This is a genomic window from Rhodococcus sp. SMB37, assembly GCF_004345605.1.
Classification (GTDB): Bacteria; Actinomycetota; Actinomycetes; order Mycobacteriales; family Mycobacteriaceae; genus Rhodococcus.
Genome location: NZ_SLVY01000002.1, coordinates 247,494 through 273,979 on the forward strand (window position 1 = coordinate 247,494; position 26,486 = coordinate 273,979).

The 26,486-nt window shown below is 65.5% G+C and carries 29 protein-coding genes and 1 pseudogene; 11 read left to right on the forward strand and 19 right to left on the reverse strand.

Annotation, left to right across the window (positions count from 1 at the left end; all coding sequences use genetic code 11):
* Nucleotides 1-100: 100 nt before the first annotated feature.
* Nucleotides 101-763, forward strand: a complete 663-nt coding sequence (locus tag EV641_RS04475; RefSeq protein WP_054719363.1) for a TetR/AcrR family transcriptional regulator — start codon at nucleotides 101-103, stop codon at nucleotides 761-763.
* An 88-nt stretch (nucleotides 764-851) separates the two neighbouring features.
* Here the strand turns inward: EV641_RS04475 and EV641_RS04480 are convergent, their stop codons facing one another.
* Nucleotides 852-1,082, reverse strand: coding sequence for a DUF3107 domain-containing protein (locus EV641_RS04480; RefSeq protein ID WP_132470929.1), 231 nt, complete (start codon nucleotides 1,080-1,082; stop codon nucleotides 852-854).
* Nucleotides 1,083-1,128: 46 nt separating this feature from the next.
* Nucleotides 1,129-1,833: a ferritin-like fold-containing protein gene (locus EV641_RS04485; RefSeq protein WP_054719356.1), complete on the reverse strand. Its 705-nt coding sequence runs from the start codon at nucleotides 1,831-1,833 to the stop codon at nucleotides 1,129-1,131.
* Between the two features lie 203 nt (nucleotides 1,834-2,036).
* Here EV641_RS04485 and EV641_RS04490 point away from each other — a divergent pair, with 203 nt between their 5' ends.
* Nucleotides 2,037-3,734, forward strand: coding sequence for a DEAD/DEAH box helicase (locus tag EV641_RS04490; protein ID WP_132470930.1), 1,698 nt, complete (start codon nucleotides 2,037-2,039; stop codon nucleotides 3,732-3,734).
* A gap of 4 nt (nucleotides 3,735-3,738) precedes the next feature.
* Nucleotides 3,739-4,971: a PQQ-binding-like beta-propeller repeat protein gene (locus tag EV641_RS04495; protein ID WP_132470931.1), complete on the forward strand. Its 1,233-nt coding sequence runs from the start codon at nucleotides 3,739-3,741 to the stop codon at nucleotides 4,969-4,971.
* A 25-nt stretch (nucleotides 4,972-4,996) separates the two neighbouring features.
* On the opposite strand, the gene EV641_RS04500 is transcribed toward EV641_RS04495, so the two are convergent.
* Nucleotides 4,997-5,797 carry an AAA family ATPase gene (locus tag EV641_RS04500; protein ID WP_132470932.1) on the reverse strand — a complete coding sequence of 267 codons (801 nt, stop codon included), beginning with the start codon at nucleotides 5,795-5,797 and terminating at the stop codon, nucleotides 4,997-4,999.
* Nucleotides 5,798-5,907: 110 nt separating this feature from the next.
* On the opposite strand from EV641_RS04500, the pseudogene EV641_RS04505 reads away from it, so the two are divergent.
* A pseudogene (locus tag EV641_RS04505) lies at nucleotides 5,908-6,215 on the forward strand (GNAT family N-acetyltransferase).
* Here the strand turns inward: EV641_RS04505 and EV641_RS04510 are convergent.
* On the reverse strand, nucleotides 6,195-6,662 hold the full coding sequence (locus EV641_RS04510) for a hypothetical protein (protein WP_132470933.1): 468 nt from the start codon (nucleotides 6,660-6,662) through the stop codon (nucleotides 6,195-6,197). The pseudogene EV641_RS04505 and the gene EV641_RS04510 sit on opposite strands and share 21 nt — an antisense overlap.
* 47 nt (nucleotides 6,663-6,709) lie before the next feature.
* Between EV641_RS04510 and EV641_RS04515 the strand changes: the two genes are divergently transcribed.
* Nucleotides 6,710-7,672 (forward strand): diacylglycerol kinase family protein, encoded by a 963-nt coding sequence (locus EV641_RS04515; RefSeq protein ID WP_132470934.1) that lies wholly within the window; start codon nucleotides 6,710-6,712, stop codon nucleotides 7,670-7,672.
* A 6-nt stretch (nucleotides 7,673-7,678) separates the two neighbouring features.
* Here the strand turns inward: EV641_RS04515 and EV641_RS04520 are convergent, their stop codons facing one another.
* Nucleotides 7,679-7,879: a hypothetical protein gene (locus EV641_RS04520; protein WP_132470935.1), complete on the reverse strand. Its 201-nt coding sequence runs from the start codon at nucleotides 7,877-7,879 to the stop codon at nucleotides 7,679-7,681.
* A gap of 17 nt (nucleotides 7,880-7,896) precedes the next feature.
* Here EV641_RS04520 and EV641_RS04525 point away from each other — a divergent pair, with 17 nt between their 5' ends.
* Nucleotides 7,897-8,151, forward strand: coding sequence for a WhiB family transcriptional regulator (locus EV641_RS04525; protein WP_132470936.1), 255 nt, complete (start codon nucleotides 7,897-7,899; stop codon nucleotides 8,149-8,151).
* A gap of 86 nt (nucleotides 8,152-8,237) precedes the next feature.
* Here EV641_RS04525 and EV641_RS04530 read toward each other — a convergent pair whose 3' ends face one another.
* Nucleotides 8,238-9,710, reverse strand: a complete 1,473-nt coding sequence (locus EV641_RS04530; RefSeq protein ID WP_132470937.1) for a PAS domain-containing sensor histidine kinase — start codon at nucleotides 9,708-9,710, stop codon at nucleotides 8,238-8,240.
* 17 nt (nucleotides 9,711-9,727) lie between these two features.
* A complete protein-coding gene (locus tag EV641_RS04535) occupies nucleotides 9,728-9,943 on the reverse strand; it encodes a biotin/lipoyl-binding carrier protein (protein WP_054718207.1) in 216 nt (71 codons plus the stop codon).
* Between the two features lie 35 nt (nucleotides 9,944-9,978).
* Between EV641_RS04535 and EV641_RS29135 the strand changes: the two genes are divergently transcribed.
* Complete coding sequence (locus EV641_RS29135; RefSeq protein ID WP_158289119.1) at nucleotides 9,979-10,122, forward strand: hypothetical protein; 144 nt, start codon at nucleotides 9,979-9,981, stop codon at nucleotides 10,120-10,122.
* Between the two features lie 71 nt (nucleotides 10,123-10,193).
* Here EV641_RS29135 and rsrA read toward each other — a convergent pair whose 3' ends face one another.
* Together rsrA and EV641_RS04545 are read right to left on the reverse strand one after the other, a co-directional pair.
* Nucleotides 10,194-10,472, reverse strand: coding sequence for a mycothiol system anti-sigma-R factor (rsrA, locus tag EV641_RS04540; protein ID WP_054718204.1), 279 nt, complete (start codon nucleotides 10,470-10,472; stop codon nucleotides 10,194-10,196).
* Nucleotides 10,469-11,137, reverse strand: coding sequence for a sigma-70 family RNA polymerase sigma factor (locus EV641_RS04545; RefSeq protein WP_199233138.1), 669 nt, complete (start codon nucleotides 11,135-11,137; stop codon nucleotides 10,469-10,471). The genes rsrA and EV641_RS04545 overlap by 4 nt, the downstream gene beginning before the upstream one ends.
* Before the next feature lie 224 nt (nucleotides 11,138-11,361).
* Here EV641_RS04545 and ybaK point away from each other — a divergent pair, with 224 nt between their 5' ends.
* Nucleotides 11,362-11,859, forward strand: a complete 498-nt coding sequence (gene ybaK / locus EV641_RS04550) for a Cys-tRNA(Pro) deacylase (protein WP_132470938.1) — start codon at nucleotides 11,362-11,364, stop codon at nucleotides 11,857-11,859.
* 23 nt (nucleotides 11,860-11,882) lie between these two features.
* Here ybaK and EV641_RS04555 read toward each other — a convergent pair whose 3' ends face one another.
* Nucleotides 11,883-12,629 (reverse strand): SOS response-associated peptidase, encoded by a 747-nt coding sequence (locus tag EV641_RS04555; RefSeq protein WP_054718201.1) that lies wholly within the window; start codon nucleotides 12,627-12,629, stop codon nucleotides 11,883-11,885.
* 80 nt (nucleotides 12,630-12,709) lie between these two features.
* On the opposite strand from EV641_RS04555, the gene aroA reads away from it, so the two are divergent.
* Together aroA and rsgA are read left to right on the forward strand one after the other, a co-directional pair.
* Entirely contained in the window at nucleotides 12,710-13,996 is a 1,287-nt protein-coding gene (gene aroA / locus EV641_RS29650; RefSeq protein WP_132470939.1) for a 3-phosphoshikimate 1-carboxyvinyltransferase, read from the forward strand.
* The gene (gene rsgA / locus EV641_RS04565) at nucleotides 13,963-14,982 is read left to right on the forward strand and encodes a ribosome small subunit-dependent GTPase A (protein ID WP_054718211.1); all 1,020 of its coding nucleotides are present in this window, start codon (nucleotides 13,963-13,965) and stop codon (nucleotides 14,980-14,982) included. The genes aroA and rsgA overlap by 34 nt, the downstream gene beginning before the upstream one ends.
* 68 nt (nucleotides 14,983-15,050) lie before the next feature.
* Here the strand turns inward: rsgA and EV641_RS04570 are convergent, their stop codons facing one another.
* From EV641_RS04570 to EV641_RS04595, 6 genes are all read right to left on the reverse strand, one after another.
* Entirely contained in the window at nucleotides 15,051-16,286 is a 1,236-nt protein-coding gene (locus EV641_RS04570) for a fatty acid desaturase (RefSeq protein ID WP_054718214.1), read from the reverse strand.
* 61 nt (nucleotides 16,287-16,347) lie between these two features.
* On the reverse strand, nucleotides 16,348-17,643 hold the full coding sequence (locus tag EV641_RS04575) for a fatty acid desaturase (RefSeq protein ID WP_132470941.1): 1,296 nt from the start codon (nucleotides 17,641-17,643) through the stop codon (nucleotides 16,348-16,350).
* Between the two features lie 47 nt (nucleotides 17,644-17,690).
* Entirely contained in the window at nucleotides 17,691-18,821 is a 1,131-nt protein-coding gene (locus EV641_RS04580) for a ferredoxin reductase (protein WP_054718220.1), read from the reverse strand.
* 74 nt (nucleotides 18,822-18,895) lie between these two features.
* Nucleotides 18,896-19,366 carry a hypothetical protein gene (locus tag EV641_RS04585; protein ID WP_199233148.1) on the reverse strand — a complete coding sequence of 157 codons (471 nt, stop codon included), beginning with the start codon at nucleotides 19,364-19,366 and terminating at the stop codon, nucleotides 18,896-18,898.
* Between the two features lie 36 nt (nucleotides 19,367-19,402).
* Nucleotides 19,403-20,815 carry a wax ester/triacylglycerol synthase family O-acyltransferase gene (locus EV641_RS04590; protein ID WP_132470943.1) on the reverse strand — a complete coding sequence of 471 codons (1,413 nt, stop codon included), beginning with the start codon at nucleotides 20,813-20,815 and terminating at the stop codon, nucleotides 19,403-19,405.
* On the reverse strand, nucleotides 20,812-21,297 hold the full coding sequence (locus EV641_RS04595) for an HAD-IA family hydrolase (protein ID WP_132470944.1): 486 nt from the start codon (nucleotides 21,295-21,297) through the stop codon (nucleotides 20,812-20,814). Before EV641_RS04595 ends, EV641_RS04590 begins: the two co-directional genes overlap by 4 nt.
* Nucleotides 21,298-21,588: 291 nt before the next feature.
* Here EV641_RS04595 and EV641_RS04600 point away from each other — a divergent pair, with 291 nt between their 5' ends.
* Nucleotides 21,589-21,936 carry an Rv3235 family protein gene (locus tag EV641_RS04600; protein ID WP_241996833.1) on the forward strand — a complete coding sequence of 116 codons (348 nt, stop codon included), beginning with the start codon at nucleotides 21,589-21,591 and terminating at the stop codon, nucleotides 21,934-21,936.
* 21 nt (nucleotides 21,937-21,957) lie between these two features.
* On the opposite strand, the gene secA is transcribed toward EV641_RS04600, so the two are convergent.
* The 3 genes from secA to EV641_RS04615 form a co-directional block, all read right to left on the reverse strand.
* Nucleotides 21,958-24,798: a preprotein translocase subunit SecA gene (gene secA / locus EV641_RS04605; protein ID WP_132470945.1), complete on the reverse strand. Its 2,841-nt coding sequence runs from the start codon at nucleotides 24,796-24,798 to the stop codon at nucleotides 21,958-21,960.
* 142 nt (nucleotides 24,799-24,940) lie between these two features.
* Complete coding sequence (raiA, locus tag EV641_RS04610) at nucleotides 24,941-25,609, reverse strand: ribosome-associated translation inhibitor RaiA (protein ID WP_132470946.1); 669 nt, start codon at nucleotides 25,607-25,609, stop codon at nucleotides 24,941-24,943.
* Between the two features lie 215 nt (nucleotides 25,610-25,824).
* The gene (locus tag EV641_RS04615) at nucleotides 25,825-26,469 is read right to left on the reverse strand and encodes a ComF family protein (protein WP_132470947.1); all 645 of its coding nucleotides are present in this window, start codon (nucleotides 26,467-26,469) and stop codon (nucleotides 25,825-25,827) included.
* Nucleotides 26,470-26,486: the final 17 nt, after the last annotated feature.

Consider the following 26,486-nt stretch of genomic DNA (forward strand, 5'->3'; position numbering starts at 1 on the left):
GGCTATCCGCCTGCACCGACACCGACCTGTAACCTGCATAGATGATTCGCGTCGACGTGGCAACGCTCACGATCGTCGCTTGTGCAGATTGGGAGCAAGCATGACCGAAGTCGCCGCCCGAGCCTCGGGACGAGGCAACACCAACGGCACGAAGCGGGGCTCTCGCATGCCGAGGGACGAGCGACGCGCGCAGCTGCTCGAGGCGGCCAGCGAGGTGTTCGTCACGCGGGGCTACCACGCCGCCGGTATGGACGAGATCGCCGACTGCGCCGGGGTCAGCAAGCCGGTGCTCTACCAGCATTTCCCCGGCAAACTCGAGCTGTACTGTGCTGTTCTCCAGAACTATGTCGACATCCTGATCAACGGGGTCCGGCAGGCCTTGCGGTCGACCACCGACAACAAGCAGCGTGTCCGCGCCGCGGTCCAGGCATTCTTCGATTTCGTCGACAACGACAGCCAGGGCTTCCGACTGGTGTTCGAGTCCGATCTCATGGGCGAGCCGCAGGTGGCACACCGCGTCGAGCAGGCGACCGAGGCATGCGTCGACGCGGTGTTCGATCTCGTCGCTCACGATTCGGGCCTCGATCCGTATCGCGCGCGCATCCTCGCAGTCGGGCTCGTCGGTACGAGCCAGTTCACGGCTCGCTACTGGCTCGACGCAGCACGACCCATTTCCAAGGACGACGCTGTCGACACCACCGTCGCGCTTGCCTGGGGCGGTCTCAAGCACGTCCCACTGCAGCCCGAGTTGCAGAAGCGCTGACTTCCGTCTCGGCGGCCACCCGGCAGAAACACCGAAGGGGCCGGGACGCAACCTCGAGTGCGTCCCGGCCCCTTCGTCGTGTGCGACGTCAGTTCGCGGCGAAGCCCACCTTGCCGGCGGTACCGGGTCCGATGTCGACGTAGGTGACCTTGGTGGCCTGCACGAGAACCTTGCGGCCCTTCTCGTCGACCAGCGCGAGCACGCCCTTGTTGCCGCCGTTCAGGGCATCGGTCACGAGCGCCTCCACCTCGTCGGGTGTCTGTTCGCTGACGATGACGATTTCGCGCGGGCTGTCCGCGACACCGATCTTGACCTCCACGAAAGACCTCCGAGATTCTCAGGCTGAACTGCTTGTCCTCGCCAGGTTAATGCAAGCCGAGCACTGCCATCCGCTTGGCGTGTTCGACCTGCATGCGATCGATGAGCGCAGCGATGTTGGACAGGTCTCCCGACGCAAGAATGACGAGTTCGGCGAGCTCCTCGCGTTGCGCGAGCACGTATTGGGCCTGTGTGATCGCCTCACCGAGCAGACGCCGGCCCCACAACATGAGCCGGTCCTTCTGCGTGCTGCTGCGTTCGACGACCGACCTGACCTCCTGCACCACGAACTCCGAGTGCCCGGTCTCGGCGAGCACTCCGCGCACCACGGTGGCAACCTGAGGATCGAGCATGTCGGCGATCTCACAGTAGAAATCGGCTGCGATTCCGTCGCCGACATAGGCCTTGACCAACGACTCGAGCCACGTCGAGGGTGTCGTCGAGTCGTGGTAGGCGTCGAGCACCTGATGATAGGGCGCCATCGCCGTGTAGATATCCACGCCTCGCTCCTCGAGCGCTGTGCGCAAGATCTCGAAATGGCGCATCTCGGAGGCCGCCATCTGCGCGAACGCAACTTTCCCCTGCAGTGACGGCGAGAATTTGGCTTCGTCCGCGAGACGATAGAACGCGGCGATCTCACCGGAGGCGAGCACCGAGAACAGCTCCGAGACACCGGGATGATCGGCTGGCAAGGGCGTCGCAGAGGGCGACAGGCGGGGTTCTGCGGCGGACGGCGACGTTTCGGCTCCCATGACGACAAAGCGTAGTACTACCTCGTCGAATGCGCCCCTCGCGGTACAATGGGATCAGAAGACTGCGCATCGAGCCGCTCACCGTGGCCCGCGGTCTTCGACGATAATGTGCGCGCACCCGTTTGAGGATCGCTGCCGCGCTCGCGGGCCCCATCTTCAGGCTCGCGTGAATACGCAGGCCGGTCGCCTTGTCCACCTCGTGCGTGCGTGCCGAGACCAGGAAGGCCAGACCCCTGAGCAAGATCACCATCGACCACGAAGACGATGCAAGCGAAAACACCGTCTCCGCGCAACTCGACGACACTCACATTGCCCCCACCTTCGCCGAACTCGGCGTCCGCGACGAAATCGTGCGCGCGCTGTCCGAAGCGGGTATCGAACGCACCTTCGCCATCCAGGAACTGACGCTGCCGCTTGCACTCGCCGGCGACGACCTCATCGGCCAGGCCCGCACCGGCATGGGTAAGACCTTCGGCTTCGGCGTGCCACTGCTGCACCGGGTCACCACCGCCGCATCCGGCACCGCTCCACTCGACGGCACTCCGCGCGCGCTGGTCATCGTCCCGACCCGCGAATTGTGCGTCCAGGTCACGCACGACCTCGAGAACGCATCGAAGTACCTCCCCGGCAGCGGCAAGAAGGGCCTCGAAGTCCTCGCCATCTACGGTGGCCGCCCCTACGAGCAGCAGATCGACCAGTTGAAGAAGGGCGTCGACGTCATCGTCGGCACCCCGGGCCGACTACTCGACCTCGCCAACCAGTCGCACCTGATCCTCGGAAAAATCGGCGTGCTCGTGATGGACGAGGCCGACGAGATGCTCGATCTGGGTTTCCTTCCCGACATCGAGCGGATCCTCGGGATGGTGCCCGACAAGCGCCAGACGATGCTGTTCTCGGCCACGATGCCCGGCCCGATCATCACCCTTGCGCGCACCTTCCTCACCCAGCCGACCCACATCCGCGCCGAGGAACCCCAGTCCTCCGCAGTCCACGAGCTCACCGATCAGCTCGTCTACCGGGCTCATGCGCTCGACAAGGCCGAACTGGTCGCTCGCATCCTGCAGGCCGAGGGCCGCGGCGCAACGATGATCTTCACCCGCACGAAGCGCACCGCGCAGAAGGTCGCCGACGAACTCGCAGATCGCGGCTTCGCTGTGGGTGCAGTCCACGGCGATCTCGGTCAGATCGCGCGCGAGAAATCGCTCGGACGTTTCCGCGACGGCAAGATCGACGTTCTCGTCGCCACCGATGTCGCCGCACGTGGCATCGACATCGACGACGTCACCCACGTCATCAACTACCAGTGCCCCGAAGACGAGAAGACATACGTGCACCGGATCGGCCGCACGGGTCGTGCGGGTCGCACGGGCATCGCCGTAACCCTGGTCGACTGGGACGACATCCCGCGCTGGCAGCTCATCGACAAGGCTCTCGGCCTCGGAATGCCGGACCCGGTCGAGACGTACTCGAGCTCGCCGCACCTGTTCGAGGAGCTCAGCATCCCCGAGGGATCCGCGGGCCGTGTTCGCAAGCCCACGACGACCCGCACCGAGTCCGAGGGCGGATCGGGTGAGCGTCCAGCGCGTAGCGAAAGCTCGACACGACCCAAGCGCACCCGGACCCGTCGTCGCACCGTGCGCGGCAAGGTCGCCGGTACTACCGCCACAGGCACCGACCAGGCGGATGCTCCCGCAACCGAGGCCCCGGCAGCGACGTCCAGCGCCGACGGTAACGCCGGCGACACCACCACCGACGGCACCGCCTCGCCCACCCGCCGGCGTCGCCGCCGGCGCCGCAATTCCGCCGAGAGCAATGCGGCATCGAACACCACAGCGGCGGACACCGGGTCATCGGACACTGCCGGCGTCAAGGACGCAGTGTCGAGCAACTCGGCCCGCTAGCCACGTGCCTGTGCCCGAGCGTCGCACGCGGGCGGATCTGATCGTTGCAGCGGTACTCGTCGTCGCCGTCCTGGTGGCGGCGTGTGTCGTGTGGTTGCGATCGGATGCACGCGGCACCACGTCGATCACCTGGGACGGGTCGGCCACCGCCCCTCCTGTCGCGGAGTCCGTGCCCGACACCCTCGAAGAGTCGTGGCGCGCTCCGAGTTCGGCGACGGCACATGCCGTCGTGATCGCCGACACCGTTGCCACGGCCGACGGTGACACCGTCGTCGGCCGCGACCTGCGGACGGGGGCCGAGCGGTGGAGCTACCGACGCGACCGGCCGCTGTGCGCAGCGATCGGCGCCTGGGGCTCCGTCGTGTCGGTCTTCAACGATCCACGCGGATGCGGGCAGGTGACAGCGCTCGACGCAGCCACCGGTGCACGGGGTGCGCAACGTTCGAGCGACACCGACAGCGAGGTGCGTCTTGTCGACACAGGGACGCACCTGATCGCGCTCGGTGACACCCGCCTGGAGGTGTGGCGATCGGATCTGGTGCGCACGGTCGAATACGGCCGGGTCGACGCGCCCGTCAACCCCAATGCACAGCCCCGCAGCGGCTGCGTCCTCCGGTCGGCGGACGCCGACGACAGTCACCTCGCGGTGCTCGAACAATGCGCCAGGGAACCGGGCGGGCGGCTGACGTTGCTCGATACCACTCCAGAGGACAGCCAGAAGCCCGAAGAGTTCGCATCCTCGATCCTGCCTGCCGCGGTACCGGACGGCGACGCGCAGATCGTCGCAGTGGTCGACGATCACACCGCCGTCTATCTTCCGCCCGGTCCGGACGGCGGTGCACGCCTCGAGGTGTTCGATGCTTCGGGTTCCGCCGTCGACCGGCACGAGTTGCCGCAGGTAGCCGGGCCCGACGCGGCCACCGGCCCGGCGGACGGATTCGACGATCTGCTCCTGTGGTGGACAGGCACAGACACCGTCGCACTCGACACCGAGGATTTCAGGCCGCTCTGGACCGTCGAGAGCACGCTCGGGCGCGGCTCCCGGATGGCAGGATCAGTGCTGCTACCGATCGACGACGCGATCGCCGTGGTCGACCCCGCGACAGGCGAGATTTCTCGGACGATCGACGTCGACCGTGATACGGACACGACGGTCTCGTTGTCCGTCGCCGGCGACACGGTCCTCGAACAACGAGGCGACGATGTGGTCGCGCTGACGGAGGTGGGCACGCAGTGAACGGGTCCGCTGGACCCTTCGCTTGCTAGGCCTCGGCCTGGACCGCAAGCGTGACCGGCGCGGCACCGTCCGTCCAGCACGCCAGCAGGTTCTCTGCGAGTTCCCGATAGGCCTGCGCGCCCTTGTTCTTACGTCCGGACAGGACCGTCGCACCCGACGCCGACGCTTCCGCGAACCGCACGGTCCGCGGAATCGGTGGCGCGAGGACGGGCAGGTCGTACCGATCGGACACATCGGCGAGCACATCCCGGCTGTGCGTCGTCCGCGCGTCATACAAGGTGGGTAGGGCGCCGAGCATCTCCAGATCGGGATTGGTGATCTGCTTGACCTCGTCGACCGTGCGCAGCAACTGCCCGACGCCTCGGTGAGCGAGGGTCTCGCATTGCAACGGCACCAGGACCGATCGGGCGGCGGTCAGTCCGTTGAGGGTGAGCACACCGAGTGAAGGCGGGCAATCAACGATGACGATGTCGTAATCGTCCTCGACGACTGCGAGAGCGCGTTTGAGGGCGTATTCCCGCCCGGGACGCATCAGCAACAGCGCTTCCGCACCGGCGAGATCGATCGTCGCCGGTAGTAGGACCAGACCCTCCCCCGTCTCGATGAGCACGTCCGCGATGTCGACGTCACCCATGAGCACGTCGTGCACGGACCGCTCGAGCCGATCCGGGTTGTGCCCCAGGGAGAACGTCAGACAGCCTTGCGGGTCGAGATCGACCACGAGGACACGTTGCCCGAGACCCACCAGGGCAGCGCCCAGTGACGCGACGGTGGTCGTCTTCGCGACGCCACCTTTCTGATTTGCCACCGCAAGTACTGTTGCCACGCGTCGATCCTCGCTCATAGCGGCAGCCCGCGCGAGACTTGACGCATACACGGCTGCCCGCGTGTGTCGCCGGTACGCCGATCGACACGACCGCAGGAGGTATTCCGCCCGTGATCCGCCGCGCCCGCCCCGGCGACATCGCCGCATCACCGACCTGATCTACGCCCTCGCAGAGTACGAACATGCGCGAGAGCTGTGCACGGTTGTTCCGGAGCACCGAGGTGCGGGACACGGGCGCAGCTTGCTTGCGGCTCTCGCCCACGAATGCGTGGAACGCGATTACACACGGCTGAGTTGGTCTGTGCTGGACTGGAATGAACCGTCCATCGGTTTCTACCGGTCGCTGGGCGCGGAGTCCCAGGACGAGTGGACAACCTTCCGGCTCAGTGGAGAGGCATTACGTGCGCTCGGAACCTGAACCGCTGCTGGTGTCTGTGTCTGCATCCGGCGGTGAGTCGGGCGCATAGTCCTGCGCGAGCCATCCCGTCGTCGCCGGTGCGAACAACAACACCAAGGCCGGAACAACGATCACGGCCATCAGTGCCCCGAGCACGGGCTGATGCGAGTCTGTGAGCAGCGACCACACGACCGGCAGCAGAAGGATCTGCGCGACGACCGCCACCGCCCTGCCCCAACGCGCCCCCCGCAGCAATGCGATGCCCGCGGCAAGGACGCCACCGAACAACAGCGCCAGCCACAACGCGAAGCCGTATCCGTTGGTCACCGACTGGTCGTGTTCACCCGATGCGGCCCGAAAGATCGAGTACACCGCGAACCCCATTGCCACAACGCCCTCGAGTACAACGAGTATGCCGGCGATACGGACCGTCGACGGAATGGCGCTGCGGGAAGATTCGGTGGTCACCCGGCCAGCGTAGTGGACCCGGGAAAGACCACTTAGGCTGATGTTCCGTGCGCGCACTGCTGATCGTGAATCCCAACGCGACGACGACCACACCGGCCGGTCGCGACCGGCTCGCTCACGCTCTGGCAGGCCGGGTCGCGCTGACCGTGGCGCACACGACTCACCGCGGGCACGCAGCGGAGCTGGCCCGATCGGCGCACGCCGACGGTATGGACGTGGTCATCGCGCACGGCGGTGACGGCACGGTCAACGAGATCGTCAACGGAATGCTCGGCGAACCGTCCCCGCGTGCCGCAGATCCGTCGATGCCGTTGCTCGCCGTGGTTCCGGGTGGTTCGGCGAATGTGTTCGCGCGCTCGTTGGGAATCGCCGCCGATCCGATGGAGGCCACCGAGCAGCTGCTGACTCTGCTCTCTCAGCGGGCCCGACGCCGGATCGGGCTCGGATTCTGCGAAGACCGCTGGTTCGTCTTCAACGCGGGTCTGGGACTCGACGCCCAGGTGTGTGAGGCCATCGACCTGTCCCGGGCCTCCGGGAAGAGGGTCACCACCGCGCGTTACGTGCGGCACTCCGTCAAGCAGTTCTTCGAATCGAAGAGGGTGGAGCCCGCGCTGACACTCGAGATTCCCGGCCGCGATCCTGCCGAGGGTGTCTACTACGCATTCGTGTCGAACTCGAGTCCGTGGACCTTCCTCGACGAGCGTCCGGTGCACACCAATCCCGGCACGTCGTTCGACACCGGGCTGGGTGTGTTCGCCATGACCACCACGCGGGTGGTACCGAGCCTTCGAGTGGTGCGTCAATTGCTGGCACGGCACGGCGAACCCGAATCCCCACATCTGATACGTATCGACGACACCCCGCGGGTACGGGCACTATCGACGCGACCGATCGGACTCCAGGTCGACGGCGATTACTTGGGAATGCGTACGGACGTCGAATTCGTATCCGTTCCGGACTTACTGGACGTAGTGGCTCCCGCGTCAGAATCCAAGCGGGTAATTCTGTGATTCGTCTTACATCTCCGCTGGCCAGGATGTAAAAATGTACTTCGAGAACAACGCGGCATCAATGCCGGCGTGAGCTTCCCCACGGTCGTGGTCGATTCTATTGACTTCACGCTCGTTCGTGAAAGCATTCACAAGTAACTCCGCGGAAATACTTCGCGACTCCAGCATGAACTCGATAAGACCATCATCCGGTGCGCGCAGCACCATCGAAGGAGAGTAGAAGCATGGACTGGCGCCACAAGGCCATCTGCCGCGACGAGGATCCGGAACTGTTCTTCCCTGTGGGAAACAGCGGCCCGGCGCTCGCGCAGATCGCCGATGCCAAGCTCGTGTGCAACCGCTGCCCGGTCACCACCGAGTGCCTCTCGTGGGCTCTCGAGTCCGGCCAGGATGCAGGCGTGTGGGGCGGCATGAGCGAGGACGAGCGCCGCGCACTCAAGCGTCGCAACGCCCGGACCCGGGCACGCACCGCCGTCTGACGTAGCACCTGTGTGAGGCATCGAAGTCGACGCACGGCCCGGCACCACTTCGGGTGCCGGGCCTTTGTGCGTCTTGGTCTTCGTCGTCAGGCAGGCCGCTTACCCAGCGGCAGGCTGAGCCGGGCTTCCGTTCCGCCGGCGCCGCTGGTCTCCAATTCGATGGAGCCCCCTAGTTCGGCAGCGACCAGCGTCCGGACTATCTGCAGACCGAGACGATCGGAATCCTCGAGGCGGAAGCCGTCGGGTAGACCCTTGCCCTCGTCGTGCACCACCACATCGAGCACACGGGCCGAACGATGCGCCTTCACTGTCACCGTGCCGTGCGCACCCGGATCGAACGCATGCTCCACCGCGTTCTGCACGAGTTCGGTCAGCACCATCACGAGCGGGGTCGCCCGGTCCGCCGGAAACACTCCCAGATTGCCCTCACGATGCACCCGCACCTGACTGCCGACCGCCGACACATCGACGACGATCGGTATCAACCGGTCGAAGACGTCGTCGAGGTCGACTTCCTCGTCGACCGACATCGACAGCGCTTCGTGCACCAGCGCAATCGACGTCACACGTCGGACTGCTTCGCCGAGTGCCTGCTGTGCCTCGCCGTTGCCCGTGCGGCGCGCCTGCAGTCGCAGCAGTGCGGCAACCGTCTGCAGGTTGTTCTTGACCCGGTGGTGGATCTCGCGGATCGTCGCATCCTTGCTCATCAGCGCGCGGTCTCGCCGCTTGACCTCGGTGACGTCGCGTATGACGACCGCCGCACCGCCGATCCGGCCCCCCGGGGTCAGGACGAGGGCACGGATCAGCACCGTCGCACCACGGGCCTCGACCTCCATACGCTGCCCGTTGCGACCCTCCACGGCGCCCCTCAGGTAGTCGGAGACATCGCGGCTCTCGAAGGGATCGGTGACGAGCGCCCGAGTCGTCTCGATCAGGTCCTGCCCGCGCAGATCCGAGTTGAATCCCATCCGGTGATAGGCCGACAAGGCGTTCGGACTCGCATAGACCACACGTCCTTCCCGATCGAGCCGGATGAAACCGTCACCGGCGCGCGGGCTCGACTTCGTGTCGGAACGTGCCTCGGCGGTCGGGAAGCTTCCTTCGCTGATCATCCGGTAGAGCGCATCGGCGCACTCCAGATAAGCGGTCTCCAATGCGCTCGCCGACCGTCTCGATACACGTGCGGCGTCGCGGCTGAGGACCGCAACGATGTCGTCGCCCCATCGCACGGGCACCGCTTGCCGCATGTTGATCGCATCGCCGGAGCCCGGCTGCGCGGTGACGATCCGTCCGGTCTCGAACGCTTCACGCACATACGGGTGCTCGTCGTCGGATACGACGATGCCCACGGCATCCTCGGGCAACACCGTCGAGGTCGTCGTCGGGCGGCACTGGGCCACGCACACGATGCCGCGGGGATCCGCGTTCACCCATAGCAGTACATCGGCGAACGACAGGTCCGCGAGCAACTGCCATTCCCCCACCACCCTCTGGAGGTGGTCGACAGCAGCGCCCGGCAGATCGGTATGGGTTGCGAGCAGCGCGCTGAGCGTCGACACCGTCTGAACTTCCGCGCTCAGGAGATGACCGCGATGAGGTCACCCTGCTGGATGACGTCGCCGACCGCGACGTCGACCGAGGTGACAGTGCCTGCGTTCTCCGCGATCACCGGAATCTCCATCTTCATCGACTCCAGGATGACCAGAGTGTCTCCCTCCGCCACCACATCACCTTCACTGACAACCACCTCGAAGACTGTGGAGACCATTTCGGCGCGCACGTCCTCTGCCATCGAACACCTCGATTCGCTGCTCCGGAGCCCGGACGGTGGACCTGCCGACAAGGCCACTCGACCGCACGTGGAACACTGTAATCAACAAGAAAGGAGATCCCACCATGGGTAAGCGAGGTCGCAAGAAGCGCAGCCGCAAGGGCAACGCCGCAAACCACGGCAAGCGTCCCAACGCCTGACGCACAGACAGTCGTCGCGGGGGCCGGAAAGCGCTGCTTTCCGGCCCCCGCGACGTCTGTTCGCTTCTGCCCTACTTGTTGTCGCGGACGTTCACCACGACGGTCCGACGGATCTCGACCATCAAACGTTCCCGCAGGCCCTCCGGCGCGTGTTCGCCACCGCACTTGCGGCTGAGCAGAGCCTTGACCTTCTCTTCGATGCCGTACGTCGCGAGGCACGAACCACAGTCGTCGAGATGCCGTTGCAGTCGAGTTCTCGATGCCTCGTCGCACTCCGAATCGAGGAGCAGGTACACGTCCGCGATGACCGCTGAGCAGTCGAGTTGCTCGAAATCTGCCTGCTCGCTCACTGCGAGACTCCCTTCTGGCCCTCGGTGCCGATAGACCCGTCGGTGCTGACAGTCGCTGCTTCGTCCTTCGCGCGGCCACGGTGGAATCCACGTTCACGCGCGACATCTGCGAGGAGCCCCCGCAACTGCTTTCGTCCCCGGTGCAGCCTGGACATCACGGTGCCGATCGGCGTACCCATGATCTCGGCGATCTCCTTGTAGGGGAAGCCTTCGACGTCCGCGTAGTACACGGCCATCCGGAAGTCCTCCGGGAGCTCCTGCAGTGCTGCCTTGATGTCGTCGTCGGGCAGCGCATCGAGCGCTTCCACCTCGGCGGACCGCAGACCGGTCGACGAATGCTCGGCGGTTGCCGCGAGCTGCCAGTCGGTGATCTCGTCCGTCGGGTACTGGGCGGGTTGACGCTGCCGCTTCCGATACGTATTGATATACGTGTTCGTCAGGATCCGGTACATCCAGGCCTTGAGGTTGGTGCCTTCCCGGAACGACCGGAACGCCGAGAAGGCCTTGATGTAGGTCTCCTGCACCAGGTCTTCGGCGTCGGCAGGATTACGGGTCATCCGCAATGCGGCGCCGTAGAGCTGGTCGAGCAAGGGCATCGCATCCCGCTCGAACCGCTCGGCCAGTTGTTCTGCAGACTCCTCGACCACACCGATCCCTTCACTCATCCCCTCGGTGAAGGCTACCGGGCAATCGGGATCCGGACGGGGAGGGCTCAATACCGGCACCGGTGCTCCGATCTTCTCGCTTCGACATGTTCGCTCGACAGGGGCCGAAGTCCTCGACGTGCGGCCCACGGGGATCAACAACATCCCGGTGCGAGTTGTTCCCGAACCTTCACATTTCCGGGCCTCCCACCGTCCGTCCGGCAGGTATTCCTAGTCTGATGTTCATGGCTTCCACCTCCACACCTGCGACCACCCTGCTGAAGCGTGAGAAGGTCGACCACCGTGTTCACGAATACTCGCACGACCCGAAATCTGGGTCGTACGGCTCGGAAGCGGTGGACGTCCTCGGTGAGCGACTCGGTGTGGCCGCCGCGCAGATCCTCAAGACGCTGGTGATCTCCCTGTCGGACGGTTCGCTCGCCGTCGCGGTGATACCGGTCCCCGACACGCTGTCGCTCAAGGCCGCAGCGGGAGCGCTGGGTGGCGGTAAGGCAGCGATGGCGGAACGCGCGGCCGCTGAACGTGCCACCGGGTACGTACTGGGTGGAATCTCCCCGCTCGGTCAGCGCAAGCGTTTACGCACCGTCGTCGACGCCTCCGCGCAGCAGTGGCAGCGCGTGCTGTGCAGCGCCGGCAGGCGGGGTCTCGAGATCGAACTGGCCCCCGCCGATCTGATCCGCCTCACCGACGCCGTGGTGGCGCCCGTCGCCTCCGGCCGCTGACCACCTGCCCGCTCCCGGGTGGTCTAGAGGAAGGCCAGCTGGTCGCCCCTGCCTTCGTCGGGTGCCACGAGTTCCGGACCCTTGTTCCGGACACTGTTGACTTTGTCCGACACGCGCCGGATCTCGATCCCGGAGACCGCCTCTGTGCTGGGCACGATCAGATCCGGATGCCCGAGGCTGTCGGGATCGAGCCAGGCGTCCCATCGTTCGGGTGGCATGATCAGGGGCATCCGTTGGTGCACATTGCTCAGCTGCGCGATCGAATCCGCGGTGAGGATCGTGGTACTGAGCAGCGGTGGCGCGTCGGGGGTGCGCGGGTCGTGCCACACCGCCCACAGGCCCGCCATGTAGATACGTGAACCGTCGCCCTGCGACATGAAATACGGAACCTTGCGGGTCTTTCCGCCGGAAGCCGGCTCGACCTGCCATTCGTACCATCCGTCCATCGGGACGAGGCAGCGTTTGTAGCGAAGCGACTGCGCGAACGACGGTTTGGTGGCGACCGACTCGGATCGGGCGTTGAACAGCGGTGCGCTCTTGCCGACCTCCTTCGCGAAGGACGGCACGAGGCCCCAGCGCATGCGCCGGATCCGACGTCGTGCCGCGCTCTCCGGATCCTCACGATCGTGCCGTGCCACCACGGTGAGCACACCGGTCGTGGGTGCCACGTTGTACTCGGGCACGATCTCGGCGTCACCCGTCTCGTCGATCGCATCGAGTTCGGCTGCCAACGTCGCCGGATCCACTGTGGTCGCATACCTACCGCACATGCCACGAGTGTGGCAGCCGCGACCGACACCTCGCCATCTTCACCGCGCGGCACCATCCGCAGTCGAGGTTCGACCGGTCCATGGGCGAAGATGGACGGGTGAGCCTGTGGAGAGCACCCCGAGCCGTGAACGCCGTCGACGCGTCCGTTGCACTACCCGGATCGAAGTCGATCACGAACCGCGCCCTGATCCTGGCCGCGCTGGCCGACGGGCCGTCGACGATCACCGGAGCTTTACGTAGCCGCGACACCGATCTGATGATCGGTGCGCTGCGCGCCGTCGGCACCACGATCGTCGACCGCGACGGAGGCACGACCCTCGACGTCACTCCCGGCATGTTGCGCGGCAGCTCGGTCGAATGCGGCCTGGCCGGCACGGTCATGCGGTTCGTACCGCCGTTGGCCGCGCTCGCGGTGGGCGACGTGCACTTCGACGGCGACGAGCAAGCACGCGTCCGCCCGATGGGCACCGTCCTCGACGCAATGCGCGGCCTCGGGGCAGAGATCGACGGCGACGGGCTTCCGTTCACCGTGCGAGGCAAGGGCGCGGTGCGTGGCGGCAGTGTCACGATCGATGCGTCCGGGTCCTCGCAGTTCGTCTCGGGTCTGTTGCTGTCGGGCGCGGCGTTCGACGAGGGCGTCGCGGTGCACCACGACGGGAAGCCGGTTCCGTCGATGCCACACATCGACATGACCGTCGACATGCTCCGGGCGGCAGGGGTTTCCGTCGACACGTCGGAGGCGAACACGTGGCGCGTCGCACCGGGCACGATCAAGTCCCACGACGTGACGGTCGAACCCGATCTGTCGAACGCCACGCCGTTCCTCGCCGCTGCGGCTGTCACCGGCGGCACCGTCTCGGTGCCGCTGTGGCCCGCGACGACCACTCAGGCCGGGGATGCGATCCGCGGCATTCTCGAGAACATGGGCGCGGACGTGTCGCTGGCCGACGGCGTGCTCACCGTGCACGGACCCGAGAGGCTCGCCGGCATCGACGTGGACCTGCACGACGTGGGCGAGTTGGCCCCCACGGTCGCGGCGGTCGCAGCGTTCGCGTCCGGCCCGTCCTACCTGCGCGGGATCGCTCATTTGCGCGGCCACGAGACCGACCGGCTCGCCGCTCTGGCCACCGAGATCAACGGCCTCGGCGGATCGGTCACCGAGACCGACGACGGCCTGCGTATCGAACCGGCGCCGCTGCATGGCGGGGTATGGCGGTCCTATGCCGACCACCGGATGGCGACGGCAGGCGCAATCATCGGTCTCGTGATCGACGGAGTCGATGTCGAGGACATCGGTACGACGGCCAAGACGCTGCCGGGATTCGAAGCCCTGTGGGACCGGATGTTGACGGGAGTCCGCTCCTGAAACGGCGACAGTACGACGAGTCCGATGTCCGGGTCCGCCCGGGCAGAGGATCGCGGCCTCGTACCAAGGATCGGCCCGCGCACCGCGACGCGATGGACGGCATGGTCGTCTCCGTCGACCGCGGACGCTGGGGTGTGGTGCTGGGCGGCGACCCGAATCGGGGCGTCACCACAATGCGCGCCCGGGAACTGGGACGAACTCCCATCGTGGTGGGAGATCAGGTGGGAGTGGTCGGCGATCTGTCGGGACGCCCCGACACCCTCGCACGGATCGTGCGCGTGGACGACCGCAGCACGGTGCTGCGACGCACCGCGGACGACACCGACCCGTACGAACGAGTGGTGGTGGCCAACGCCTCGCATCTGCTGATCGTGGTCGCGCTGGCCGATCCCCCGCCCCGTACCGGTCTGGTCGAGCGCGCGCTGGTGGCCGCATACACGGGTGGCTTGACGCCGGTGTTGTGCCTGACGAAGAGCGACCTGGCCGACCCCGACGCGTTCGCAGCGCACTTCGCAGACCTCTCCGTTCCGGTGATGCTCGCCGGGCAGGACGACGACCTCACCGAGCTGGCCGCACTGTTGCAGGGCCGTGTGACGGCGCTGATCGGCCATTCCGGAGTGGGCAAGTCCACCCTGGTGAATCGGCTCGTCCCCGACGCCGCGCGCGCCACCGGCGTCGTGTCCGGAGTCGGTAAAGGACGTCACACATCCACGCAGTCAGTGGCACTGCCGCTCCCCCACAGCGGGTGGGTCGTCGACACGCCCGGTATCCGGTCGTTCGGACTCGCGCACATCGAAGCCGACGACGTCATCGGCGCATTCTCCGATCTCGCGGTGGCCGTCGAACAGTGTCCGCGCGGATGCACCCACCTGGGGCCGCCCGCAGATCCCGAGTGTGCACTCGACAAACTCGAAGGCCAGTCGTTGCGCCGCGCGATGGCCGTACGAGAGTTGCTCGCCGCATTGGCCACGAACGACTCGTGGTAGGCCACACATGTAAGAGCCCGGCCTCGTCGAAACGAAGCCGGGCTCTGCCGTCTGTCACTAAGTGTCGGTCAGCGCATCCCGAGCACACGGCGGACGAGACCACGCTTGCGGGCCTTCTCGATGGTGGTGGCAAGACCCTGCCTGCGACCCGTGACCGGATCCACTTCGGCGGGCCCGCCGAATCCGCGCTCGGACGCCGTTTCCGGCGCTGCGTCGCGCGTGTCCTTGAGGTACTTGTCGGGAAGCGACAGCTTGGCGATGGTTCGCCATGACTTCCAATACTGCACCGCGAGCGGACCGGTCGTGTACGGCAGATCGTACTTGTCGCACAGTTCACGCACCCGTACGGCGATCTCGGCGTACCGATTCGAGGGCAGATCCGGGTAGATGTGGTGCTCGATCTGGTAACTCAGATTGCCGGTCATGAAATCCATGACCTTGCCGCCCGAGATGTTTGCCGACCCCAGCATCTGCCGCAGGTACCACTCGGCGTGGGTCTCGTTCTCGATATCGTTCTTGGTGAACTTCTCGGCGCCATCCGGGAAGTGACCACAGAAGATCACCGCGTTGGTCCACAGGTTACGGACGAAGTTGGCGGTGGCGTTGGCCTTGATCGTCGACTTCCACGCCTTACCGGTGAGCGCCGGGTAGACAACGTAGTCGCGGAGGTTCTGCTTGCCGATCTTGGCGAGCACCTCCTTGCCACGGACCTTCGTCAGTTCGCGATCGTCACGGCCCTGGACGACCTTGCCGAGTTCGAGTAACTGAATCGCGATGCCGTACTGGAACAGGGACGCGAGGAGCGCGTTGTAGGCGATGTTACCGAGGTAGAACGGCTTCCAGCGCTGATCGCGCGTGACCCGGAGCAGACCGTATCCGACGTCGTCGTCCATGCCCAGGATGTTGGTGTACTTGTGGTGGTGGTAGTTGTGGGTGATCTTCCAGTGCGCCGACGGGTCGGCGTTGTCCCACTCCCAGCTCGCCGAGTGCACCTCCGGGTCGTTCATCCAATCCCACTGCCCGTGCATCACATTGTGCCCGAGTTCCATGTTCTCGATGATCTTCGACAGAGACAGCATGGTCGTCCCGAGAATCCAGAGGGGACGTTTCCGCGAGCCGAGCAGGACCACGCGCCCCCCGATCTCGAGACCACGCTGCAACCGGATGGTATTGCGGACGTAGCGGGCATCACGCTCACCGCGAGACTCTTCCACCTCGCGCCTGATCGCGTCGAGTTCGCGGCCGATGGCCTCGACGTCGGCCTCGGTGAGGTGCGCGTACTCTTTGACATCCGAAATCGCCATGCACTTACCCTACCGTAGGTTACGACTCCGTAGGTTAGTAGATTTCCTGCTGTGACCGGAATCACGCACTACTGGTTGCGAGTGTCTTCCTGTGTCGCACAGCGGCCTTCGTGCGTCGCGCCGCCACAGCGTGCTCCGCGTGCGTCCGCAGCGCGGTGAGCAGACCCCGTCGCCGGCCCGTGATCGGATCGGTGGTGATCGCTGACAACCCCACGTTCGCACGCACGTGCCGGAACTTACGCTCGGATGACGTCTCGGGCGCATCGTCGGAGGTCGCCCTCAAGAACCGGTCGGGAAGTGCAAGCTTGTGGATCGTGCGCAGAGCGAGCCAGTACTGACGCCCCAACGATCCGGTCGTGTAGGGCAGGTCGTACTTGCCGCACAACGCGCGGACCCGGGCCGCGATCTCGGGATACCGATTACTCGGCAGATCCGGGAACAGGTGATGCTCGATCTGATAGCTCAGATTGCCGGTCATGAATCCCATGACCTTGCCGCCCGAGATGTTCGCGCTACCGAGCAACTGACGCAGATACCACTGCGCGCGCGTCTCCCGCTCGAATTCGTCGGGGGTGAACTTCTCCGCGCCGTCAGGGAAGTGCCCGCAGAAGATCACCGCGTACGCCCAGAGGTTACGGATGAGATTCGCAGTGAGATTCGCCTTCAACGTCGAACGCCATGCGGGACCCGTGACTGCGGGAAAGAGGACGCAGTCCTTGAGGACCTGCTTACCCGCCTTGACAGCGAACTCCTTGTTCGGCTCCGAATTCCATTGTGCATGAGGCACACCGGCAAGGTCCTTTGCCGCCGTCAGGTCGTGCAGCGCGATGCCCCATTCGAATCCCGCAGCGAGAATCACATTCGCTACCGGCTGCAGGAGGTTGATCGGACGCCACTTCTCGTCGCGGGTCATCCGGAGGATGCCGAATCCGACGTCGTCATCCATGCCCACGATGTTCGTGTAGGTGTGGTGCGCGTAATTGTGCGCGCGCTTCCAGTGGGCGGACGGGCCCGTCTGGTCCCACTCCCAGGATGTCGAGTGGATCTCGGGATCGTTCATCCAATCCCACTGCCCGTGCATCACATTGTGGCCGAGCTCCATATTTTCGATGATCTTCGCCAACGACAGCGACGCGGTGCCCAACAACCACCACGTCCGCTCTCGTGACCGGAACAGCGCCAGACGGCCGATGACCTCGAGGGTCCGCTGCAGCCGGATAGTGTTCTGGATGTACCGCGCATCGCGCACACCGCGCGAACGCTCGATATCGCTTCGAATCGCGTCGAGCTCACGTCCGAGCGCCTCGACATCGGCGTCGGTCAGATGCGCGAATTCCCGAATATCGCTGATAGCCAAACGGGGCCCTTCCCCCTGTGTTGAACGACCTGTGTTGAACGACGCGGTCAGGCGTCGAGCGTGCAGTCGCCTGCGGCCGCAGAGATGCAGGTCTGGACACGCTCGCCCTCTGCATGCTCCTTGCCCGACCGGAGGTCGACGATGTGCCCCTTCTCCAACGGCACCACACAAGTCTGACAGATTCCCATGCGGCAGCCGAACGGCATGAGAGCACCGACACTCTCCCCCGCCTCGAGCAGGGTCGTTGCGCCGTCTATGGTGACCGTCTTACCGGACTTCGCGAAGGTCACCGTACCGCCGGATCCCGATGTATCGGCACGGGAGACTGCAAATCGTTCGAGATGGAGCTTCTCGTCGATACCCACCCCCTTCCAGAACGCAGCGATATCGTCGAGCATCGCCTGTGGACCGCAAGCCCAGACGGTGCGGTCGCGCCAGTCCGGGCACACCTCGTCGAGACTCGAGAGCGCGAACTTACCCTGCGTGCGCGTGAACTGGAGGTGCGAGCGGAATCGATCGTGGGAGTCGTCGAACCCCTCCAGTTCGGAACGGAACATGACGCTGTCGGGGGTGGGCGCCGAGTGGATATGCACGACATCCGAGATTGCGGCTCCACGCTCGGTCGCGCGGCGGTCGAGTGTCCGGAGCATCGACATGATGGGTGTGATGCCACTGCCCGCCGTGAGGAAGAGAATCTTCTCAGGGGGCGGATCGGGAAGGACGAAGTCACCCTGCGGAGCCGCCAGCCGAACAACTGTCCCGGCCGGAACACCGCTGACCAGGTGACTGGAGAGGAAGCCCTCCGGCATCGCCTTCACGGCGATCGAGATGAGTTTGTCGTCGCGAACCGGCGTGGACGTCAGCGAATACGAACGCCAGTGCCAGCGCCCTTCGATGTGCAGACCGATACCGACGTACTGCCCCGGCTCGTACTCGAAGTCGAAACCCCACCCCGGACGGATGACGATCGTGGCGGAGTCGGGCGTCTCCGAACGCACCTCGACGATTCGGCCGCGGAGCTCACGTGCCGACCAGAGCGGATTGACCAGATGAAGGTAGTCGTCGGGCAACAGCGGTGTGGTCACCCGTGCGACAGCGCCACGCACTACATTCGACAGGGATCGTTCCGAGGACACGACATGCGCCGCCGGCTTCTCGATCCATTCCTTCAAACCCATCCGACACCTTCTCCTCGCCGATTCCTACGCCACCGTAGGTTAACAGAAGCTACGGTAGCGTAGGTTGCGTGCGTTCAGAGAAGTTCGAGCAGGAACGGCAGCTCCTGAGCGGCATACCACGCAAGTTCGTGATCTTCGGCGTCGCCGAGCACGAATTCCGCTTCTTCGTCGCCGAGATCGGCCGCGTCGATCACCGCCACGGCACGCGCAACGTCACTCTCGGCCGCACCCAGGTCGACGTGGACCGACGCGAGGGCCGACATCGGGACGGCCGCGTCGAGCCTGACCACCGCGTCGTCGAGATCGGGGCGAGGTTTCGCACTGTCGACGTCGGCCGCGATCACGACCCGCCGAGGTCCGAGCGTCCCGTCGTCGTCCTCTGCGGCGAGCAATCGCAGCGATGCTCTGGCGGCCTCCCCCATTGCGACCTCGGCCAGCTCATCGTCGTCACCGGCCGTGTACGCCTCCCGCAGGGCAGCGGTGACCGCGAAGGCCGTCCCGCTCACCGCATCGATCTCGCCGTCGGCCACGAACCGCTGCAACATCGCGAGCGTCGCCGGTACATAGACGCGCGTCACTTCTCACCTACTGGCATCCAACAACTCCTCGAGCGATTCGTGCAGCAATGATGCGAGGACATCCACGTCGGGCATGGCATCGCGGTCTGCATTCAAACCGTAGTAGATGTTGCCGTCGTACGACGTGAGGGCAATGCTGAGCGCCTGTGTCTTGAGCAACGGCGACACTGGGTACATCTCGAGGACGCGCGCCCCTGCGAGGTACAGCGCATGCTGCGGCCCCGGGGCGTTGGTGATCATGAGATTGAACATCCGCTGCGAGAATCCGGTCGCGACCCGCGCCCCCACCGCGTGCATCGTGGCGGGCGCGAAGCCGGACAACCGGATCATCGTCTGCGCGGCGATCCGTCGCCGCTGGCGCGAGTACGCCTCACCGGCATGCGAGATGTGAGACAGACGCACCACCGCGTTCGGCTCACCCACCGGCAGATCCACCAGGAACGATGACACCTCGCCCTGAGGGTGGACCCGGATGGTGTCGCCGTCACCGACCGGCCCCTCCGGTTCCTGTGTGTACACCGACATCGGCACCATCGCGCGTACCGTCGTCGCCTCGGTGAGTGGCTCACCACGCGACAACAACCAGTAGCGCAACGCACCCGCGATGACGGCAAGGACCACGTCGTTGATCGTGCATCCGTAGCGCGCATGAATCTCTCGATAGGGCCCGAGGTCGGACTGCACGACCGTGAACCGTCGACTGCGTGAGATCGACGCGTTCAACGGCGATTCCGGGGCGGACTGCGCAGCAGTCCTCGCAAGCCTGCCCACCACGTCGACCGTCTCCGCGACCGTCGACGCGAGATCACCGAGCGCCGTGCGCACAGCTGCCACGCCCTCGCCAGGCCGTGCCACCGCGCCCGCGAGCGCTCCCACCAGCAGCGCGGTGTCCGACGGCTCCTGCTCGGGCATCCAGAGTTCCTCGGGGACCTCGCGCGGCTCGGGAGTGCGGTCGAAGAGCACCTGCCCGATCTCGAGCGACTCCTCGCCGTCGACGAGAGCGGAGTGGGACTTGGTGAACAACGCGGCCCGGCCGTCGGCGAGGCCTTCTACGAGATACATCTCCCACAATGGGCGCGTGCGATCGAGCGGACGGGAGATCAGACGCGCGATCAGATCGAACAGCTGCTCGTCCGATCCCGGCCGGGGCAGCGCCGAGCGTCGCACGTGATAGGTGATGTCGAAGTCCCGATCGTCGACCCAGACCGGACGTGCCATGCCGAAGGCCACTTCGCGGACCTTCTGCCTGTACCTCGCGACTTCCGGGAGACGCTTCTCGACGAGGCGGACGACGTTCTCGTAGTCGAGTCCGCCTTCCTGTGGTTCGAGGATGGCCAACGATCCGATGTGCATCGGAGTGTTGCTCGTCTCCAGGTAATAGAACGATGCGTCCTGCGCCGTCATGCGGCTCGTCATAGCGAAGCGCCCCCCTCGATCCCGTCGGCATCTTCCGATGCCTCACCGATATTGAAGAGTACGGCCAACTCCTGCCTCATTGCGCACGGAACGTCGTGGTGGACACCGACCATTCCCACCGCGGCGGCTCCGCGTACGTTCACGACGAGATCGTCGACGAACACGCATTGCGACGGTTCCAGGGCCAACCGTTGTGCAACCAGCAGATAGCTGCTGGGGTCGGGCTTCGCCACACCGATGTCTCCGGACAGGACGACCTCGTCGACGATCCGACCCGAACCGAGACGACGCAGTGCACGAGCACCCGGCCCGGAGCCACCGGGATCGTTGCTCAGGATCGCCGTGCGCACGCCGCGACCACGCACCTCGGCGACCATCGCCCACAGCTCGTCCGCCTCCGAGCCCGGGCCGGTGAGAACGCCACCGAAATCCAAGATCAATCCGCGTAGCACCGTTCCGCTCCTCGATCCTGACCGTGTCATCGGGCTCTCTGCGCGACAATATGTCACGATGTGCCTGGTTCCGTCCTCTCCCAGAGCCCACCACCGACCGGCATTCGCCGGCCGGCGCCAGTCGATGTTCCGGGAGGCATGCGTATGTCACGTCCACAGTCGGGCCGCTTCATCCGACCCGTTCCACATTTCGAACCTCCGGTTCAGGAATCCTGCACCGCGCACCGCCCGCATGTCCTACGACGGACCACACCACACTCCGGCAGGTCGGGACGACCCCGTGTCGCTGCCGATCGGCTTCGACCGCCCTACGTCGTCGAGATGGCACCGAGCCGGAACGTCGATACGAGCGCGCACCGGTTCGCCGAGCTCGCCGTGAGGCTCGTCCTCGAAGTCGTGGACGGCCGCCGACCGGACGCCCAACTTACGACAGTCCTCACACCGGCTCTGGTCACGACATTCAGTGCAGCCCGTCGTGCTCGAACCGAAGCGGACTCGGCCGTCGTACTTCGCACACGCCTGCAGACGGTCGATGCCCGCACGGCAGAACTGTTCGGGTCCTACGCGCGCGGGCACCGTGTGTTCGCGATGGCCGGACGGGTCGTGCGCACGCCGACGCGCGGACATACCCGTCACGGATGGGCCATCACGACCCTCTGGCTCGGCTGAAAGCGGTCGGCCGGGAAATCATCAGCCGCGCCGATTGGTCTTGGCGTCCTTGCGGGCTGCGGCGCGACGTTCCCGGCGTGTGCCACCCTGCTGGGGGCCGGTGCCCTCGCTCGGACCGGTGCTCCGGGCGACGTGGGCGCGACCGTCCTCTGCCGGCCCGGTGTACGTCAGTCGGCGCTCGGTCTCGTCGAGTCCCTTCGCTCGCAGTGCTGCCGGAGCCGGAGCCGGAGCCGGCTGCTGTCGAGTCGCGGGTTGCGGCTGGGGCTGCGGTGCAGGCTTGGTCAACGACGGTGCGTTGCGGGCAGCCACGGCCGCGGACGCGGGGGTGACGGCAACTCCGCCGCCTGCCGCCGGCGCCTGGGCTGTGTTCGCCTCGACCTGCAGGTTGAACAGGAAGCCGACCGATTCCTCCTTGAGCCCCTCGAGCATGCCCGTGAACATGTCGAAGCCTTCACGCTGGTACTCGACGAGGGGGTCGCGCTGAGCCATCGCCCTCAGACCGATGCCCTCCTTGAGGTAGTCCATCTCGTAGAGGTGCTCGCGCCACTTGCGGTCGAGGACGGAGAGCAACACCCGCCGTTCGAGTTCGCGCATCGCATTGTCACCGGCGATGCCCTCGATCTCGGCCTCGCGACGCGCGTACGCGTCCCGCGCATCCTGCAGCAGGATCTCGCGCAACTCGTCGCGGTCGAGATCCTCGTTCTCCGCGACCAGCTTCTTGTAGTCCACGCTGACGGGGTAGAGGGTCTTGAGTGCGGTCCACAGCTGCTCGAGGTCCCAGTCCTCGACGTAGCCCTCGGCGGTCGCTCCGTCGACATACGCGGTGACGACATCCGTGAGCATGCGCTCGACCTGGCCTTCGAGGTCCTCGCCACGCAGAATCCGGCGACGCTCCTCATAGATGACGGTGCGCTGCTGGTTCATCACCTCGTCGTACTTCAGGACGTTCTTACGGATCTCGTAGTTCTGCTGCTCGACCTGCGTCTGCGCGCTCTTGATGGCCTTCGACACCATCTTCGCCTCGATCGGGACGTCGTCGGGCAGGTTGAGGCGGGTCATGATCGATTCGAGTGCCGCGCCGTTGAAGCGCCGCATCAATTCGTCGCCGAGCGACAGGTAGAACCGGGACTCGCCCGGATCACCCTGGCGGCCGGAACGACCACGCAGCTGATTGTCGATACGCCGCGACTCGTGCCGCTCGGTGCCGAGGACGTACAGTCCGCCCGCCTCACGCACCCGCTCTGCGTCTGCCTTGACCTCGGACTTGATCTGCTCGAGAGTCGGGTCCCACGCTGCTTCGTACTCCTCCGGAGTAGAGACCGGGTCCAGGCCACGCTTGCGCAACGCGATGTCGGCGAGGATGTCGGGGTTACCACCGAGAACGACGTCGGTACCGCGACCCGCCATGTTGGTCGCAACGGTGACCGCGCCCGACCGGCCGGCCTCCGCGATGATCTGCGCCTCCTGTTCGTGGAACTTCGCATTGAGGACGCTGTGAGGCACACCCTTCTTGGTGAACTGCTTCGACAGGTACTCCGAACGTTCGACGCTGGTGGTACCGATCAGGACGGGCTGACCGTTCTGATGCCGCTCGACGACGTCGTCCACCACAGCAGCGAACTTCGCCTCCTCGGACTTGTAGATGAGGTCGCCCTGGTCCACCCGGATCATCGGACGGTTCGTCGGGATCGGGATCACGCCGAGGTCGTAGATCTGGTGAAGCTCGGCCGCCTCGGTCTCGGCCGTACCGGTCATGCCCGAGAGCTTGTCGTACAGACGGAAGTAATTCTGCAGCGTGATGGTGGCGAGGGTCTGGTTCTCCGCCTTGATCTCGACCTTTTCCTTGGCCTCGATCGCCTGGTGCATGCCCTCGTTGTAACGGCGACCGGAGAGCACACGCCCGGTGAACTCGTCGACGATGACGACCTCGCCGTCGCGGACGATGTAGTCCTTGTCCTTGGTGTAGAGCTCTTTCGCCTTGATCGCGTTGTTGAGGTAGCTGACCAGCGGGGAGTTCGCCGCCTCGTACAGGTTGTCGATGCCGAGCTGGTCTTCGACGAGTTCGACGCCGGCCTCGTGCACACCGATGGTGCGCTTCTTGATGTCCACCTCATAGTGGACATCGACCTTCAGCATCGGCACGATGCGCGCGAATTCCGCGTACCACTTGCTCGACGCGTCGGCCGGACCCGAAATGATCAGCGGGGTACGGGCCTCGTCGATGAGGATCGAGTCGACCTCGTCGACGACCGCGAAGTGGTGCCCGCGCTGCACCAGGTCGTCGAGGGAGTGCGTCATGTTGTCGCGCAGATAGTCGAAGCCGAACTCGTTGTTCGTGCCGTACGTGATGTCGGCCGCATATGCGGCGCGGCGCTGGGCCGGGGTGAGGCCGGAGAGGATCACATCGGTTTCGAGACCGAGGAACCGATGGACACGCCCCATCCACTCGGAGTCGCGCTTGGCAAGGTAATCATTGACGGTGACGACGTGGACGCCGTCGCCGGCCAGAGCATTGAGGTAGGCCGGAAGGACACAGGTGAGGGTCTTGCCCTCACCTGTCTTCATCTCGGCGATGTTGCCGAAATGAAGCGCCGCGCCACCCATGATCTGGACGGTGTAGTGCTTCTGGCCGATGACACGATACGAGGCTTCCCGCGCCGTCGCGAACGCCTCCGGCAGCAGGTCGTCGAGGGTTTCCCCATCCTGAAGTCGACCGCGGAACTCGTCGGTCTTGGCCCGCAGCTCCGCATCGGTCAAGCTCTCGAACTCAGGGGCAATGGATTCGACGTGCTCTGCGATGTGCTTGAGCCGCTTGACCATGCGACCTTCACCGATCCGGAGCAGCTTCGTCAGCGACAGCACTGGTGTGTTCGTCCTCAATCTCGGGTACCTGCACGGACAAGAAATCCGGCCGAGGCCTTTCGGACCCCGGCCGGATTCCATGGTAGGCGTTCTCTCGAACCGACGGCGATGGCCACTACCTCATCGCCGTCTCACACGGATGTCATCCGAGTCTGAGCAACCCGTAGTCGAACGCATGACGGCGATACACCACCGATGGCTTGTCGGTCTCTTTGTCGTGGAAAAGGTAGAAGTCGTGGCCCACGAGTTCCATCTCGTAGAGTGCATCGTCGACCGTCATCGGCTCCGCTGTGTGTTCCTTCGTCCGAACGATCCGACCGGGGCCCTGGGGCTCCTGCTCGTATCCGTCGAGGTTGAGATCCGGCGAGATCGCGAGCGAGTCGTCCTGCGCGAGTTCTGCCGTTGCTTCTGCAACCGACACCGGGGTCTTGTCTCCGTAGGACACCTTGCGGCGGTCCTTCGTACGACGCAGTCGAGATTCGAGCTTGGCCGTCACCGACTCGAACGCAGCGTAGAAACTGTCGGCCTTGGCCTCAGCGCGTACAACGGGCCCTTTACCCCGAGCCGTGATCTCGACCCTCTGACAACTCTTCATCTGGCGACGATTGCGTTCGTGCTGTAGTTCGACGTCGAACAGGAAGATCGTCGGGTCGAACCGTTCGAGCCGAGCTAGCTTCTCCGACACGTAGATCCGGAAATGATCCGGGACCTCGACGTTGCGGCCTTTCACCACGACGTCGGCGTTCACGGTCTGCGGAGCGGAGTCGCCTGTATCGGCGACCGCGACGGTGGAATTCGAAGGGGTCGTCACTCGTACCTCCCGAGTACGGCCGGCGCAGCACGCGCACCGGCAGGATCGATGAGCGCCTGGGCGCTCTGCCCGAAACGGGGAAGATCGAGTATTTCTACCCGTCTACCTTGTTGTTTCCGGGTCTGAGGCCGACGGTAGTACGTAACCGGAAGGTCCGCCACTGTTCCGATCGAATTCACTTCTCAGGCGTGTCGTCGCCTATCACACAGACGGCGTCAGGCACGTGCGATCACCAGAATTCCGGACGTCCGAAACCCCGCTTTTCGGAGCACTCGGACAGCCTCCCTCGTGGTCGCTCCAGTGGTGACGATGTCGTCGATCACGAGCAATGGAAGGCTCCGCGGTAAGGAATCGGCACGTATGGAGATCCTTCCGGCGAGATTGTCCTGCCGCTGAGACGCAGACAGCCCGACCGAGTCGCGCACCCTCGCGCCCGTGACCAGCATCGGATGCACGTGAAGCGACGGGTCGTGCGAGGCCGCGCATCGGGCCATCCGCGTGACCGGGTCTCCCCCGCGCGCACGCGCCGCCCGGGCGCGGGTCGGGGCAGGCACCACGATCAGCGGCCCGGCGGGGAGCTCACCCCACCGTCGCAAGCGAGCGACGGCGACCGCCACCGCCAAGCCGAGCGGTGGCGCGAGGTCGCGGCGGCCACGCTCCTTGGCCGCGACGACAGCGTTGCGCCGCGCGCCGGAGTACGCCCCGAGCGCCCACACCGGCACCCCCGGGTCGACACGCACGTGCACCTGCGCCGGTGGATCATTCAGAGCGCGGGCACACTCACGGCACCACGGCGTGCCGGGCACACCGCAGCCGCCACAGCGGACAGGGAGCACGAGATCGAGCAATGCCGCCAGCACTCGCACAGTGTGCCGAC

Bases quoted from the DNA above. Each gene is read 5' to 3' on its own strand.
- EV641_RS04535 (WP_054718207.1), bottom strand. From the start codon at position 9,943: ATGGCAGAGGACGTGCGCGCCGAAATGGTCTCCACAGTCTTCGAGGTG.
- ybaK (WP_132470938.1), top strand. From the start codon at position 11,362: ATGGCTTCCACCTCCACACCTGCGACCACCCTGCTGAAGCGTGAGAAG.
- aroA (WP_132470939.1), top strand. From the start codon at position 12,710: ATGGGCGAAGATGGACGGGTGAGCCTGTGGAGAGCACCCCGAGCCGTG.
- EV641_RS04580 (WP_054718220.1), bottom strand. From the start codon at position 18,821: ATGGGTTTGAAGGAATGGATCGAGAAGCCGGCGGCGCATGTCGTGTCC.
- EV641_RS04520 (WP_132470935.1), bottom strand. From the start codon at position 7,879: ATGGTGCTGCGCGCACCGGATGATGGTCTTATCGAGTTCATGCTGGAG.
- EV641_RS04545 (WP_199233138.1), bottom strand. From the start codon at position 11,137: ATGAGTGAAGGGATCGGTGTGGTCGAGGAGTCTGCAGAACAACTGGCC.
- EV641_RS04525 (WP_132470936.1), top strand. From the start codon at position 7,897: ATGGACTGGCGCCACAAGGCCATCTGCCGCGACGAGGATCCGGAACTG.
- EV641_RS04595 (WP_132470944.1), bottom strand. From the start codon at position 21,297: ATGACACGGTCAGGATCGAGGAGCGGAACGGTGCTACGCGGATTGATC.
- EV641_RS04570 (WP_054718214.1), bottom strand. From the start codon at position 16,286: ATGGCGATTTCGGATGTCAAAGAGTACGCGCACCTCACCGAGGCCGAC.
- EV641_RS04590 (WP_132470943.1), bottom strand. From the start codon at position 20,815: ATGACGAGCCGCATGACGGCGCAGGACGCATCGTTCTATTACCTGGAG.
- EV641_RS04485 (WP_054719356.1), bottom strand. From the start codon at position 1,833: ATGGGAGCCGAAACGTCGCCGTCCGCCGCAGAACCCCGCCTGTCGCCC.
- EV641_RS04585 (WP_199233148.1), bottom strand. From the start codon at position 19,366: ATGTTGCAGCGGTTCGTGGCCGACGGCGAGATCGATGCGGTGAGCGGG.
- EV641_RS04600 (WP_241996833.1), top strand. From the start codon at position 21,589: ATGGCACCGAGCCGGAACGTCGATACGAGCGCGCACCGGTTCGCCGAG.
- EV641_RS04475 (WP_054719363.1), top strand. From the start codon at position 101: ATGACCGAAGTCGCCGCCCGAGCCTCGGGACGAGGCAACACCAACGGC.
- EV641_RS04555 (WP_054718201.1), bottom strand. From the start codon at position 12,629: ATGTGCGGTAGGTATGCGACCACAGTGGATCCGGCGACGTTGGCAGCC.